Annotated in this window: 14 protein-coding genes; 8 read left to right on the forward strand and 6 right to left on the reverse strand. The window is 46.2% G+C overall.

Annotated elements, in window-relative coordinates; translation table 11 throughout:
• Window positions 1-20 precede the first annotated feature (20 nt).
• Both AC0VXX_RS06410 and AC0VXX_RS06415 read right to left on the reverse strand, forming a co-directional pair.
• Window positions 21-599 carry a VOC family protein gene (locus AC0VXX_RS06410; RefSeq protein WP_475516411.1) on the reverse strand — a complete coding sequence of 193 codons (579 nt, stop codon included), beginning with the start codon at window positions 597-599 and terminating at the stop codon, window positions 21-23.
• Between the two features lie 125 nt (window positions 600-724).
• Window positions 725-1,273: a L,D-transpeptidase family protein gene (locus tag AC0VXX_RS06415; RefSeq protein WP_475516412.1), complete on the reverse strand. Its 549-nt coding sequence runs from the start codon at window positions 1,271-1,273 to the stop codon at window positions 725-727.
• A gap of 138 nt (window positions 1,274-1,411) precedes the next feature.
• Here AC0VXX_RS06415 and AC0VXX_RS06420 point away from each other — a divergent pair, with 138 nt between their 5' ends.
• Window positions 1,412-2,239 (forward strand): ion transporter, encoded by an 828-nt coding sequence (locus AC0VXX_RS06420; protein WP_475516413.1) that lies wholly within the window; start codon window positions 1,412-1,414, stop codon window positions 2,237-2,239.
• A gap of 40 nt (window positions 2,240-2,279) precedes the next feature.
• On the forward strand, window positions 2,280-3,791 hold the full coding sequence (locus tag AC0VXX_RS06425; protein ID WP_475516414.1) for an MATE family efflux transporter: 1,512 nt from the start codon (window positions 2,280-2,282) through the stop codon (window positions 3,789-3,791).
• A gap of 82 nt (window positions 3,792-3,873) precedes the next feature.
• On the opposite strand, the gene AC0VXX_RS06430 is transcribed toward AC0VXX_RS06425, so the two are convergent.
• Window positions 3,874-4,122 carry a DUF2986 domain-containing protein gene (locus AC0VXX_RS06430; RefSeq protein ID WP_475516415.1) on the reverse strand — a complete coding sequence of 83 codons (249 nt, stop codon included), beginning with the start codon at window positions 4,120-4,122 and terminating at the stop codon, window positions 3,874-3,876.
• A 119-nt stretch (window positions 4,123-4,241) separates the two neighbouring features.
• On the opposite strand from AC0VXX_RS06430, the gene yqfB reads away from it, so the two are divergent.
• From yqfB to AC0VXX_RS06445, 3 genes are all read left to right on the forward strand, one after another.
• Window positions 4,242-4,571 carry a N(4)-acetylcytidine aminohydrolase gene (gene yqfB / locus AC0VXX_RS06435; protein ID WP_475516416.1) on the forward strand — a complete coding sequence of 110 codons (330 nt, stop codon included), beginning with the start codon at window positions 4,242-4,244 and terminating at the stop codon, window positions 4,569-4,571.
• A 191-nt stretch (window positions 4,572-4,762) separates the two neighbouring features.
• Window positions 4,763-6,940, forward strand: a complete 2,178-nt coding sequence (gene katG / locus AC0VXX_RS06440) for a catalase/peroxidase HPI (RefSeq protein ID WP_475516417.1) — start codon at window positions 4,763-4,765, stop codon at window positions 6,938-6,940.
• Between the two features lie 603 nt (window positions 6,941-7,543).
• Window positions 7,544-8,518, forward strand: a complete 975-nt coding sequence (locus AC0VXX_RS06445) for a nucleoside hydrolase (RefSeq protein WP_475516418.1) — start codon at window positions 7,544-7,546, stop codon at window positions 8,516-8,518.
• A gap of 166 nt (window positions 8,519-8,684) precedes the next feature.
• Here AC0VXX_RS06445 and rbsK read toward each other — a convergent pair whose 3' ends face one another.
• From rbsK to AC0VXX_RS06460, 3 genes are all read right to left on the reverse strand, one after another.
• Entirely contained in the window at window positions 8,685-9,848 is a 1,164-nt protein-coding gene (gene rbsK / locus AC0VXX_RS06450) for a ribokinase (protein WP_475516419.1), read from the reverse strand.
• Between the two features lie 233 nt (window positions 9,849-10,081).
• Window positions 10,082-10,507, reverse strand: coding sequence for a hypothetical protein (locus tag AC0VXX_RS06455; RefSeq protein ID WP_475516420.1), 426 nt, complete (start codon window positions 10,505-10,507; stop codon window positions 10,082-10,084).
• A gap of 212 nt (window positions 10,508-10,719) precedes the next feature.
• The gene (locus tag AC0VXX_RS06460) at window positions 10,720-11,076 is read right to left on the reverse strand and encodes a glutathione S-transferase N-terminal domain-containing protein (protein ID WP_475516421.1); all 357 of its coding nucleotides are present in this window, start codon (window positions 11,074-11,076) and stop codon (window positions 10,720-10,722) included.
• A 357-nt stretch (window positions 11,077-11,433) separates the two neighbouring features.
• Between AC0VXX_RS06460 and AC0VXX_RS06465 the strand changes: the two genes are divergently transcribed.
• The 3 genes from AC0VXX_RS06465 (at window position 11,434) to AC0VXX_RS06475 (ending at window position 12,962) form a co-directional block, all read left to right on the forward strand.
• A complete protein-coding gene (locus tag AC0VXX_RS06465) occupies window positions 11,434-12,138 on the forward strand; it encodes a DUF445 domain-containing protein (protein ID WP_475516422.1) in 705 nt (234 codons plus the stop codon).
• A 118-nt stretch (window positions 12,139-12,256) separates the two neighbouring features.
• The gene (locus AC0VXX_RS06470; RefSeq protein WP_475516423.1) at window positions 12,257-12,607 is read left to right on the forward strand and encodes a VOC family protein; all 351 of its coding nucleotides are present in this window, start codon (window positions 12,257-12,259) and stop codon (window positions 12,605-12,607) included.
• A 1-nt stretch (window position 12,608) separates the two neighbouring features.
• On the forward strand, window positions 12,609-12,962 hold the full coding sequence (locus AC0VXX_RS06475; RefSeq protein ID WP_475516424.1) for a 5-carboxymethyl-2-hydroxymuconate Delta-isomerase: 354 nt from the start codon (window positions 12,609-12,611) through the stop codon (window positions 12,960-12,962).
• Window positions 12,963-12,998 lie beyond the last annotated feature (36 nt).

Consider the following 12,998-nt stretch of genomic DNA (forward strand, 5'->3'; position numbering starts at 1 on the left):
GCGTCCAACATCATTAAGCGTTACTCTTTGGCCTCTGATGCGATAATGGTTTTAATACCATGGGCATGCACTTTGATACACAGGTTAGCGCGCTTAAAGGCGATGGTCGGATTGGCTAAGCGTTCATGCTCTCCTTGGGGGGAGCTGCATTTTACCTTGATATCTGTTGTACCTGCTAACACTGGCGCCAGAGTGGGGACAGCATTAAGTAGTTGCTGGCTGAGTTGCTCAATGTTTTGTGCTTCGCCTGGCAAAACCACCTCGATGTGCTCCCACCCTTCACAGGGATAATGCTTATTACTTGGGTACGGCAGTTCGACACAGTCGATAAGCATATCACCCAGTTGCAGTGGCGTATTAAGCGCGATGATTAATATCGGCCGGCCATTAATCATGTTGTTAGAGATAATATGGCCTTGTTGGCCAAAATAGTCTTTAAGCAGCTCGGCGCCAGTCTCTGAGTTAACACGTACGGCGACATGATCGCAAGCAAGCCCTAGGGTATCGAGTTGTAATTCTTGTAAAAACTCTTGAATACCATGGCTAAACTGCGGCCAGCTATGTTCAAGTTCGTCTAGGGTAATGTGGGGTTTTGTCATCGCATTGGACTCTTTTACTGACATAAAAAGATAGTGGTGAGTGCAGGATGAGCTATTAAAATCCTCCTGCTAGTGTCAAATGGCATTAACACCATAAACATCATAGTGCTAGTGTGTGACTAACGTTACGGCCAGATCTCTATGGGCGTTCCTGTTTCTATCGCCTGCCATAACTCATCGATTTCATGGTTTTTCAAGGCGATACAACCATCGGTCCAGTTGAGTCGCTGGGCTTCATCTGGGGTTAATGACGAATTGGGGTTCTGGCCGTGGATCATGATTTGTCCACCAGGGTCTATCCCTAAGGCGGCGGCGCGTAATCTATCTTCTTCATTGGGATATGAGATATGAATCGCACGGTAGTAGGCACTGTCGGCTTTTTTGTAGTCGAGAAGGTAGCGTCCTTCAGGGGTGCGCTGATCGCCTTCTTGAAGCTTATGTCCCGTGGGGCGATCGCCCATGGCAATCGTATAGCGTCGCAGTACTTTGCCATCGCGCATTAATTGCATACTGGCTTGTGATTTATTCACAATGACTAAATCGACTTTACCAATCTGGTCAGTACTGTGGTTAGAGCCATGAAAGCTGGCAGATTGCTGGCTCGAGGTGGCCCAAGTTGAACTAGTATTGAGCAGTAAGGCGCACAGTAAGAGCTGTTTAAAAAGTGTTTGCATGGTCATTGATTGATAAATAAAACCGCCGTTTGGGTGTTCATCATACCTTATTTTAGATTAAGCTGGATCAGTTTGTTGAACCCATTATTATGCACATATTCTCCGCTGCTGATACATATAAAAGGATGTTAATTTCTGATGAACTCCACCCCTGAGTTGTCTCGCCGCGAAAAATTACGCGATATCATTTTTGGTACCGATACTAAGGCTGGCCGCTATTTTGACTTGGTCTTAATCGTTTGTATTGTCCTTAGTGTGGCGTTGGTTTTCCTTGATACTATTGAAAGTGTTAATAGCCGCTACGGCACATGGATCCGTATTGCCGAATGGGGCTTTACTGGCATTTTCACCCTAGAGTATCTACTGCGCTTATACTGCTCGGCGAAACCTTGGCAATATGCTCGCAGTTTTTACGGGGTTGTTGACTTGTTATCTATATTACCCAGTTACTTGGCGCTATTTTTCCCTGGTGCTAACTTCACCTTAGTGATCCGAGTGCTGCGCTTGTTCCGTATCTTCCGAGTGCTTAAGCTACTGCGGTATTTAAGTGAGGGAAATGTTTTACTGCGGGCGATGATGCAATCGAGCCGTAAAGTATTCCTGTTTTTCTTTTCGGTCAGCCTGATTGTGATGGTGTTGAGTGCGGTTATGTATGTGGTTGAAGGGCCGGAAAATGGTTTCTCCTCTATGCCTCAATCCATCTATTGGACCATAGTGACCATTACGACGGTGGGCTATGGTGATATCACCCCGCAAACGCCGCTTGGTCAAGGTATTGCCGCTTTTACTATGTTGATAGGCTATTCCATTATTGCCATTCCAACGGGGATCTTAACCTCCGAGATCTCTCAAGAGGTGGTGCGTAGAAAAGATCTCCGCCGCTGTAGTAACTGTTTAAAGTCGGGCCATGAGTTAAACGCCCTATATTGTGATAAGTGCGGCAGTGAGCTTGAGACCGATCTTTAATCTGCAATATTGTCTATTTTACCCTCTATAAAGGATACACATGACTAACGCAAAGTTTGTCGAAGGCCCGATAATGCGCCACATCTTGGTGATGAGTTCCACCGCCGCTATCGGGATCTCGGCGTTATTTGTGGTCGACCTTATCGACATCTTTTTTCTCAGCTTATTGGGAGAGCAAGAGCTAGCTGCAGCAGTTGGGTACGCGGGTACCATCTCATTTTTTACTACCTCTATCGGTATCGGATTGTCCATCGCATTAGGCGCGTTAGTGTCAAGAGCCATAGGCGCCAAACAGTTTGCCCAAGCTAAGCGATTGCTGCTCAATAGCGCGGTGGTAACATTACTCGTGGCCATAGTGGTCGCTATGGTGGTGACCTATTTTATTCCCGAGCTTATTGCGTTAGTCGGTGCCAGTGGTCGCACCGCGCAGTTAGCTGCTGATTACCTATATATCTTGGTGCCTTCGATGCCACTAATTTGCCTAGCGATGGCACTTGGCGCCGCGCTGCGCGCCGTGGGGGATGCTAAGTTATCCATGATATCGACACTGGCCGGTGGTGGCGTCAACCTGATTTTTGACCCTATCTTTATCTTCTTATTTGCCATGGGAATAGAAGGTGCCGCGCTGGCGTCGGTGCTGGCGCGTGTGGCTGTTCTCATTATTGCCGCGCGCGGCGTCATGGTTAAGCACCAGTTGGTCGGCAAGTTTGATTTAACCGCCTTTAAGCAAGATCTTCGCCCCATTTTTGCTATTGCCGGGCCGGCAATGATGACCAATATTGCAACCCCTATCGGCAATGCGGTCGTTACCCGTGCTATTGCCGATTTTGGTGACAGTTATGTCGCCGCTTGGGCGGTATTAGGTAGACTCACGCCAGTGGCCTTTGGGATGATATTTGCGTTGTCCGGCGCGGTCGGCCCTATTGTGGGACAAAATTTTGGCGCGAGAGAGTTCGATAGGGTGAAAGAGATCTTAACCAAGGCGCTGCTGTTTTGCAGCGTTTATGTGATCTCGATATCGCTATTATTATTTGGACTTAAAGAACAGATCATTGTGATTTTTGCCATGCAGGGTGATAGCGCCGAACTGATCCGTTTTTTCTGTAGTTATATTGCGGTGTTCTTCGTGTTTTCCGGGGCGCTGTTTGTGGCTAATGCGTCATTTAATAATTTGGGTAAAGCCAAATACTCAACTGTGTTTAACGTGGGGAAAGCGACGCTGGGGACGATTCCATTTGTTTATTATGGTGCGCAGTGGGGTGGGGTTGAAGGGGTCTTAATTGGCCAAGTGTTGGGCGCGATTGTGTTTGGTGTCCTCGGCGTGTGGACCGCATACCGACTCGTTGATAAGGTGCAACAGCAGCAAATTCTGTTAGTGGGTTTTGAGGTAAATACCGAGTCAAGGCCTCTCGATGACGAACTGAGCCCATCGAGTCCTAATCCATTATCATCATCTTGTGCTCAAATGGCGCAGCTGAGTGAAGAGCAAGATTGCGAAGCCAGTAATCGGGTCTCAGAGCTCATTACGGGTAAACCAGTGGTTAGAGACTAGTGTGATAGAACGTTGGAGGGGGTAAGTTCAAGGCGTCCGAGTCTGAGGTGGTAAAAGACCGACGCCTAGCAAGGTGAGGCGATTAAGCTTGAGTTTCACTTTCAGTGCTGGTTGGCTCTGTAGGTTGGTCACTGGCCTGCTCGTTGTCGCTCGCTTCTGTTCCATTTTTGGTAGCATTGGCTTTGGCAGCTAATTCAGCTTGTTCACGAGCGAGCTCTTTGGCGCGATCGCCTTTAGATATATACTTCTTGATCGTAGGAGCCGTATGCTTGTTGAGACGCGCTTTAGCACGTTTTGCAGTCTTTTTGATTATCTTCTGTTTTCTGTTCATTGGCTCCACCTTAATTAACTCAAAATAGGGCTTAGCTTCGAGAGAGCGTAAACCGGGGGCGGATTTTAACTCAATCTCAAGCAGGCGGCTATAGGCAAACATTCTAATCGAGACAATTTATGACAATTAATCCTGTAAGTGAGATCACTTTTTTTGAACGCTTTGAGGCCGATATTCTCTCTGGGGCGAAAAATATTACCTTAAGAGATGAATCAGAGTCCCATTTTAAGGTTGGCCAAGTGCTGCATGTTGCGACCTTTGAAGATAACCGTTGGTTTTGCGACATTAAGGTTAATCGTGTCGAGACGGTCGCGTTTGATGCACTAAACCTTGAGCATGCAGCGCAAGAAAACATGACACTAGATGAGCTAAAGCAGGTGATAAGAGCAATATATGGCAATATTGATCAATTGTATTTAATTGGTTTTGAAGTGATTAAACGCCAATAATCCGCTGTGGTTTTGCTGCGGTTTAAAGAGGACTGCCGCTCTCCAAAGAGTAAGGAGTACAGCACTTATCTAATCGGTAAAGTCTATCGCAACGATTGATAGACTTTACTGGCCAAAAGTGGGGCTAAGGTACTATAAATAATAGACCTTTATAACTAACCTGTTGTAAAGCAGGGAAGGAGATAGTGCTCATGTCTAACAGTAAATGTCCGATGCATCATGTTGCAGGAAGTGGCACAGCAAATAAGGATTGGTGGCCAAACCAATTACGGCTTGAGATGTTGACTCAACACTCATCCAAGTCTAACCCCATGGAGGAGGGGTTCGATTATGCCAGTGAGTTTAAAAGCCTAGATCTTAAACAAGTTAAGCAAGACTTACACACCCTGATGGGAGATTCTCAAGACTGGTGGCCGGCAGATTTTGGCCACTATGGGCCGCTGTTTATTCGTATGGCATGGCATAGTGCCGGTACCTATCGAATTAGTGATGGACGCGGTGGCGGCGGCCGAGGTCAGCAGCGATTTGCGCCGTTAAATAGCTGGCCAGATAATGGTAACCTCGATAAGGCGCGCCGCCTATTGTGGCCGGTTAAACAAAAATATGGCCGTAAGATCTCATGGGCTGATTTAATGATCTTAGCGGGTAATGTGGCATTGGAGTCAATGGGGTTTGAAACCTTAGGTTTTGCCGGTGGTCGCGAAGATGTGTGGGAGCCAGAAATCCATGTCAATTGGGGCGCAGAAACCACTTGGTTGGCCGGAGACAAACGTTACTCTGGTAATCGAGAACTCGACAACCCTCTTGCTGCAGTGCAAATGGGGTTAATTTATGTCAATCCTGAAGGGCCTGATGGCAATCCCGATCCCCTTGCTGCAGCTCATGATATTCGTGAAACCTTTGCCAGAATGGCAATGAATGATGAAGAAACTGTGGCCTTGATTGCCGGTGGGCACACCTTCGGTAAAACTCATGGCGCCGGAGATGCGGCCTTAGTTGGTCCTGCGCCAGAAGAGGCCCCCATTGAGTTACAAGGACTCGGTTGGCACAATCGTTTCGGAAGCGGCAAAGGGGCCGACGCTATAACCAGTGGACTTGAAGTGACCTGGACTCAATCACCGACTCGTTGGAGCCATCACTTTTTTGAAAACCTATTCGGTTACGAATGGGAATTAACCAAGAGCCCGGCTGGCGCACACCAATGGCGCCCTATAGGTGGTGCGGGGGCTGATGAGATCCCCGATGCACACGATGCCGGTAAACGCCACGCGCCATCAATGTTGACCACTGACTTATCGTTACGCTTTGATCCGGCCTATGAGAAAATATCACGACGTTTCTTAGCCCATCCCGATGAATTTGCCCAAGCATTTGCTCGTGCTTGGTTTAAGTTGACGCATCGCGATATGGGGCCACGTGCTCGTTATTTGGGCGAAGACGTTCCATCAGCAGAGATGATTTGGCAAGATCCTATTCCTCAAGCCGATTATGAGAGCATCGATAGGCAAGATATCAGCGATTTAAAACAGGTCATTGAAGCCAGCGGACTGAAGATATCTGAGATGGTGTCAACGGCATGGGCATCGGCAGCTACGTTTCGAGGCTCAGATAAGCGGGGTGGCGCCAATGGCGCAAGAATTCAATTGGCGCCGCAAAATGGCTGGCCTGTCAATCAACCCCAACAGTTGTCGAAGGTTTTGGCAACTTATAGCCAAATTCAAGCCGACTTTAATCAGGCACAAATAGGTAAACAGGTCTCCTTGGCCGATCTTATTGTGCTAGGTGGTGGTGTCGGTATTGAACTTGCTGCGCGTCATGCTGGGCGTTCTATCAGTGTGCCCTTTACTCCAGGACGCACAGACGCCTTAGCCGAACAGACTGATATAGACTCATTTGCGGTACTCGAACCCGTTGCCGATGGGTTTAGGAATTATCTTGATGATAATCTCAAGGTACCCGCTGAGGCTTTATTAGTTGATAAAGCGCAGTTAATGGACCTAACGGCACCAGAAATGACGGTACTACTGGGTGGTATGCGAGTGTTGTCTACCAATGTGGATGGATCACCGCATGGGATGTTGACCGACAGGCCTGAAATTTTAACCAATGACTTTTTCACCAACTTGCTGAGTATGGACACCGAATGGAAACCCACATCCAGCGATGAAACCTTATTTGAAGGCTTTGATCGTGCAACGGGTGATCTTAAGTGGACAGCCACCCGAGTGGATTTAGTATTTGGTTCAAATTCAGTGCTCAGAGCCTTAGCAGAAGTTTATGGCAGCGACGATGCACAAGATAAGTTTATCGATGATTTTGTTGCGGTGTGGCATAAGGTGATGGAGCTAGATCGTTTCGATTTACGTTAGTATTTATTGTACAAAAAGTACGACTTAGACGGCTCAACTCATTTAATTTATGACGGATAACTGCTATGACAATAAGATGCCTAGTAGCATGAGCCGGCTCATGCAAGGTGCCGCTTAGTTTAAGCGGCACCTTGCATACTGACATTTTTGTTTTGGTGCAGCGGCGATAAGTCTGCAATATCTAGGGTGTTAAACGTGGGAGGCGGTGATAAAACTTTACGTTGATAATGTTAGTGATTAAGGGTGCTGTAGAGGAAGGTTAACGGATGGATTTTTTATCCAGCGCAAAGGCGCGAATATGTTAGCATGCACTTAAGTGAACCAATATGTTCACTTTCAAGTACAAGTTTGATGGCCTATCACACTTAAGCCATGATTATTTTTGTATAGTGCTCGGTGCGTTTAAACGTCGTAATTTGTCTGTATCCGCCTGAAATAGACTTCGAATTTCATGTTGTTTTCCTCGAAGTCTTTGTTAACTCAGTCGCAGAACATTCAGCCATATCGAGCACATTAAACCAGTGATTCACTGACGTAATGCGATTGATATAACACCCTATAGTAATAGTATCGATTTATCTAATTAGTAGGACAGTGATCCCCATGACAACTAAAATTATATTAGACACAGATCCCGGTATTGATGATGTAATGGCGATTCTGTTTGCCCAAGCGCATCCTGACATTGAACTTAAAGCCATCACTACGGTTTATGGCAACGTCACTATCGAAAATGCGACACATAACGCTTTATATCTTAAGCAAAAATATAAACTCCAAGCCGATATAGTGACTGGTGCGAGCAAGCCTATTGTACGTCCTCCAGTCGGCCCAACTGTGGTGGTTCATGGCGAAGGGGGGTTTGGCGATGTTAAAGTACCCGCTGAGGTAGAAGGCCAAGCGGATCCACGCCCAGCCTATCAGTACATTATCGATGCGGTTAAAGCCGAGCCTGGTGAAATAACCCTAGTGGCTATCGGTCCGTTAACGAACCTCGCGTTAGCGCTACAGGCTGACCCTACGATCGTTGATTTGGTCAAAGAAGTGGTCGTTATGGGCGGCGCCTTTGGTGAAAATGATCACCGCGGTAATGTGACGCCATTTGCCGAAGCCAATGTACATGACGATCCTCATGCAGCCGATATGGTATTTACCGCTTCATGGCCAGTAGTCGTGATTGGTTTAGATGTAACAGAGCAAAGCTTTTTCACCCGCGATTATCTTGATCAGTTACGTGACGATGCGGGTGAAGTTGGCCAGTTTATCTGGGACGTCAGCCGTTACTACTTAAAGTTTTACAGTGAAAAAGTGGGTTTAGAGGCGTGCCATGTGCATGATCCTTCGGCGATCGCCTACGTGATTAATCCTGAGCTATTTACCTTAAGAGAAGGTCCTATTCGGGTGGTTACCGACGGCGTTGCAGAAGGCATGACCATTCAGAAGTTTGATGGTCGTACTTATCTACACGATGATTGGATGGATCACGCGCCGCAAAAGGTGGGTGTTGCGGTCAATGATAGTGAATTATTAGCCTTATATCGTAGTAGTATTATTGATTATGCTGCTAGTTTAAAATAAGTCGTTAAATTTATTATCGGTCGCTTGATACTTTAAAGGGTTGACCGTTAAAAAAGCGCAGTTACTACTGCGCTTTTTTTATTACTTTTTAATGTAAATTAATAGCTAAGTTAGCGCTAGGCTGAGCCATTAAGGTTGATTGAGACCATAGCGTTTTGATGGAATACTAAGCGTTAAGCCTTGCCGCGACCAGAGAGGCGTCAGGCATGTTTGCCGCACCAAGGCGCTCAACCGCTAAGGAGGCATAGGCGTTGGCGTATTTAGCCGCATCATGTAGCGTACTGCCCTTGGCAAGCTCGGCCACTAACGCGCCATTAAAGGCATCTCCAGCGCCAGTGGTATCTACCACCGCGCTTTTTAACACATCAACTTGGGTAAATTGGCCATTTTCATAGAGCAATACCCCATCAGCACCACGGGTGATCACCACCGAGGTGACTCCTAGAGCATGTATCGCGATAGCGGCTTGTTTAGCGCTCTCTAAATCTGAGACTTCAATACCAGTCATTAATGAGGCTTCGGTTTCATTGGGGGTTATCATATCCACCAAAGGCAGTAACTCAGGGGTTCTGTCATGGTATGGCGCGGGGTTGAGGATCACTTTAGCGCCACTCTCTTTGGCGATGCTCATTGCCAACTTGATAGCATCAAAATTGGTTTCAAGTTGGGTAAGAAACAGCTCAGCATTAATAATATGATGCTTGGCAGTTTGCACTTCATCGGCAGTTAGGGTCATATTTGCGCCTTCATTCACCGCAATCATATTTTCGCCGGCTTGCTCGCTGACATAAATGAGCGCGGTTCCTGTAGGGCTGGTGGATGACTCGACAATAATGGTGTTGTCTATGCCTGTACTGCTCAGGTGTTGGCGGGCAAATTGACTAAATTGGTCGGTACCAATTTTGGTCATAAAGGTAATGTTAGCGCCATTTTTAGCAGCAGCATAAGCTTGATTGGCACCTTTGCCACCGGCGCCAATACTGCTACTACTTGAATGCAGCGTTTCACCGGGTTGAGGGAAGCGTTCTAGGTTCGCAACGATATCGACATTGAATGAGCCAAGTACAAATACATTCTGTTTCATTTTTTTTAATCTACCTTGGGTTGAATCGAGTCCTAAGGTGTCGCTCAGCAAGTTGTGTTCTATCAGTTGTGCCAGCATGGCATCCAAGCTGTACTTTTTGATATCCACCCCTTCAGACTGACAGACGCCGCCATGAATTCGTTTTACTAGGCCGTCTTGTTCCAGTTGGACGAGATCACAGCGAACCGTTTTGGCTGTCACTGCGAGTAACCTGGAGAGTTGTTGGTTAGATAGCTGTTTATGCATGCTAAGTAGCTTGAGAATAACAGCTAGCCTTTCATTTCGACTTAGTTTGTTCATAGTAGAATATAGTTGTTCTGCTGCAGATAAGTTGTGATAAAGATGAGAGCTTAACATGTAAAACGAACGGTTTGGTTCGTTTTGGCGTTAATTTTCGTTATTGGAGCGTATTGACGCTAGGAATAAGAGCGTTTGCTAGAAGCTCAAGAGGAAAATATTGAGCCATAAAACAGGTGGCTTTATGGGGTAAATATATCGATATCTTGAGCCGTAGCGCCTTCATTACACTCACCACGGATCTCGCCTCGACCTAGTTCGATAATGCGGCTTAATTCAATATAACCCTCGCGGCAATATCCAGTCATCGCAATGGTTTTGTCGAGCCCTAATTCAATTTGCTGTGTCCAATCAGACAGATCGGGAGGTGTGTTCTTTTTTCTGCTTTGCTGGCGCTCTATTTGCCTTGTCTGCAGATACGGTCGCTCTATGGTCGGCAATGTGGCGTATTTTATTTTATAGGTGAATAGTTTAATGCCATCGCCTGTAATTTGGGTCTGAAATTTGTCTTCCACTTTGATATCAAAGTCATCAACGCTGCGCTGACTAGCGGTGCATGCGGACAGTATTAATAATCCGAATAAAACAAGCGTATTTTTTATTTGCATGATTTTTATTGTCTTTATATGCATGGTATTAAAGTATGGCTCGAGGATAACGTAAATTGGGCTGCTTAGCACCTATGGCTAAAGTCTCTGGCGAGGTAAGGTGATTAGCGCACTTAGGTGGAGGGAATACCATTAACACAGGCAGGCGCCCTATAAGTTGATGGTAAAAATCATGCGCGTTAGTCATTACTGATTAACGCGCTGGTCAATCATTATGCGAAGCGTTGGTTAAGATAGTTAATGATGTCTGAAGATTCATACATCCATTGTACTTGACCGTTTTCCTCTATGCGTAAACAGGGCACCATGGCTTTGCCGCCTTGCTTTACCAGTGTTTGTTGATGCTCGGTTTGTTTGGCATCGACAGTCGCGATATTAAGGCCTTGACGACGAATAGTACGGCGCACTTTGACACAAAATGGACACGCAGGATATTGATATAACTGAATTTGGCGAGTCTGCTCATCAATTTTGGTTTGTTCTGCTATCGGGCGCTGACGCTTCTTTGGGGCAAAAATGAAATTAAAAAACAGAATAATACGACCTAATACCCAACGAACGATAAACATTGACAACATCCTCATGTAATTTGATGGGCGTGATTTTAACCTAAGTGTGACCCGGATCAAAGTGATGATTGATCTGGCTGTGTTATCGGGGCCTTGAAATAACACTTGTTTTGGGTTTGCAGCACTTGTTGATGCGCTAATCATTAAGGCATGCCGATAATGGCGGAACAAAGGTCAACGTGACTTGATCTTAAAAGCCTAATCCCCATGTTATCTCCATGCGTTGTGGTGGAGTAAAGGCCGTTTGTTACTCAATGGCTTATGGAGTGGCTTATGGTAAGATACGCGCGGTTTTTTATGCATCAAAACAGGTTATCGACAAGTTGTCGTCACCTTGGTAGTTGGAGAGAAGAGACGTTGAATAAGAGTTTTATTACAAATTTATTGGCTGGGGCAGTGATGGCAACTGGCTACTTATTGGCTTCCCCTGTGATGCTCAATGTCGGATTATTTGCCCTGTCGGGCGCCTTAACCAACTGGCTTGCTATCCATATGCTGTTTGAAAAGGTCCCCGGTTTATACGGCAGTGGGGTGATACCCGCACGGTTTGAAGAGTTTAAAGCGGGCATTGCCCATTTGATGATGGAACAGTTTTTTACCGATGAGAATATTGATAAATTTCTGTCTCAGCAGGGTGACGGTGCATCACACATTAACTTAACCCCTATCATTGAACGCGTGGACATGACCCCCGCATTTGACGCGCTAGTGACCACGGTTGAACAGTCATCTTTGGGTGGCATGCTCGCCATGTTTGGTGGCACCGATGCCATTGAACCGTTAAAGGCACCTTTTATTGAGAAGATGAAAAGCTCACTGATAGAGATCACTCAAAGTGATGATTTTTATGCGCTACTTAAGCAAGAGATTGAGCAGCCAGACGTATTGGCCGAATTGAAAGCTAAAATCACCGCGATAGTGCATCAGCGTCTTGAAGAGTTAACCCCACAATTGGTGAAACAGATTGTTCAAGAGATGATCAAAAAACACTTAGGGTGGCTCGTTGTGTGGGGAGGGGTGTTTGGTGGTTTGATTGGTTTGGTCGCTGCCTTACTTGCCTAAGCGAGCGTGTTGGTGCCGATAAACAAAAAAGAGAGCTTAGGCTCTCTTTTTTGTTTAGTCATGAACTTGTTATCTATGCTACTGTTTTATGTGCTGCTATCGACAATATGAGGCGATTATGGACGCTCCCTTAAGCATTAATTATTTAGAAATTCCGGTATTAGCCATGGCACCCACTAAAGCGTTTTTTAGTGACGTCTTTGGGTGGCAATTTGTCGACTATGGTGACAGTTATAGCTGCTTTATTAATGCAGGCATAAACGGTGGCTTTTACTTAAGCGACCAGCATGTAGATTTAAGCCAAGGTGCGCCCTTGATTGTGATCTATTCAGCGCAACTGACCCACACATTGGCCGAGGTGGAAAGGGCGGGAGGCGTGATCTCCAAGGCGATATTTTCCTTTCCCGGCGGCCGTCGTTTTCACTTTAAGGACCCAAACGGTAACGAGTTTGCGGTATGGTCACAATAATATGCCACATTGTATCATTGAGTATTCGGCGCCATTAGCGCAGCAGTTCGATATCAACGCCTTAGTCCAAGCCGTGCATCAAGGGGCGATTAATTCAGCCTTATTTGAGTCATCGGCCATTAAGTCGCGTAGTTACGGCAGTGAGCATTCACAAATCGGCATGTTAGCCGATGGCAGTTTTATCCATCTCACTTTTCGTATCATGCCCGGACGCACTGATGCGCAAAAGCAGCATTTAACCCAGAGTGTCTATCAAGCCATGGCAAGCTTAACCGCTTCGGTCAACAGCATCACCATGGAAGTACATGACTTGGTGCCTGAGCACTATTTTAAGCGCAGCATACCTTGCGAATAAGGTTAGGATTATCGACATAAAAAAGAGACCTTAAGG

This window comes from Shewanella sp. QJM3NY_23, from assembly GCF_056173105.1.

What these genes read in the sequence shown, in the direction of transcription:
- AC0VXX_RS06470 (WP_475516423.1), top strand. Translation starts at nt 12,257, where the DNA reads ATGGACGCTCCCTTAAGCATTAATTATTTAGAAATTCCGGTATTAGCC.
- AC0VXX_RS06415 (WP_475516412.1), bottom strand. Translation starts at nt 1,273, where the DNA reads ATGCAAACACTTTTTAAACAGCTCTTACTGTGCGCCTTACTGCTCAAT.
- AC0VXX_RS06475 (WP_475516424.1), top strand. Translation starts at nt 12,609, where the DNA reads ATGCCACATTGTATCATTGAGTATTCGGCGCCATTAGCGCAGCAGTTC.
- AC0VXX_RS06430 (WP_475516415.1), bottom strand. Translation starts at nt 4,122, where the DNA reads ATGAACAGAAAACAGAAGATAATCAAAAAGACTGCAAAACGTGCTAAA.
- katG (WP_475516417.1), top strand. Translation starts at nt 4,763, where the DNA reads ATGTCTAACAGTAAATGTCCGATGCATCATGTTGCAGGAAGTGGCACA.
- AC0VXX_RS06410 (WP_475516411.1), bottom strand. Translation starts at nt 599, where the DNA reads ATGACAAAACCCCACATTACCCTAGACGAACTTGAACATAGCTGGCCG.
- AC0VXX_RS06445 (WP_475516418.1), top strand. Translation starts at nt 7,544, where the DNA reads ATGACAACTAAAATTATATTAGACACAGATCCCGGTATTGATGATGTA.
- AC0VXX_RS06420 (WP_475516413.1), top strand. Translation starts at nt 1,412, where the DNA reads ATGAACTCCACCCCTGAGTTGTCTCGCCGCGAAAAATTACGCGATATC.
- AC0VXX_RS06460 (WP_475516421.1), bottom strand. Translation starts at nt 11,076, where the DNA reads ATGTTTATCGTTCGTTGGGTATTAGGTCGTATTATTCTGTTTTTTAAT.
- AC0VXX_RS06425 (WP_475516414.1), top strand. Translation starts at nt 2,280, where the DNA reads ATGACTAACGCAAAGTTTGTCGAAGGCCCGATAATGCGCCACATCTTG.
- AC0VXX_RS06455 (WP_475516420.1), bottom strand. Translation starts at nt 10,507, where the DNA reads ATGCAAATAAAAAATACGCTTGTTTTATTCGGATTATTAATACTGTCC.
- rbsK (WP_475516419.1), bottom strand. Translation starts at nt 9,848, where the DNA reads ATGCATAAACAGCTATCTAACCAACAACTCTCCAGGTTACTCGCAGTG.
- yqfB (WP_475516416.1), top strand. Translation starts at nt 4,242, where the DNA reads ATGACAATTAATCCTGTAAGTGAGATCACTTTTTTTGAACGCTTTGAG.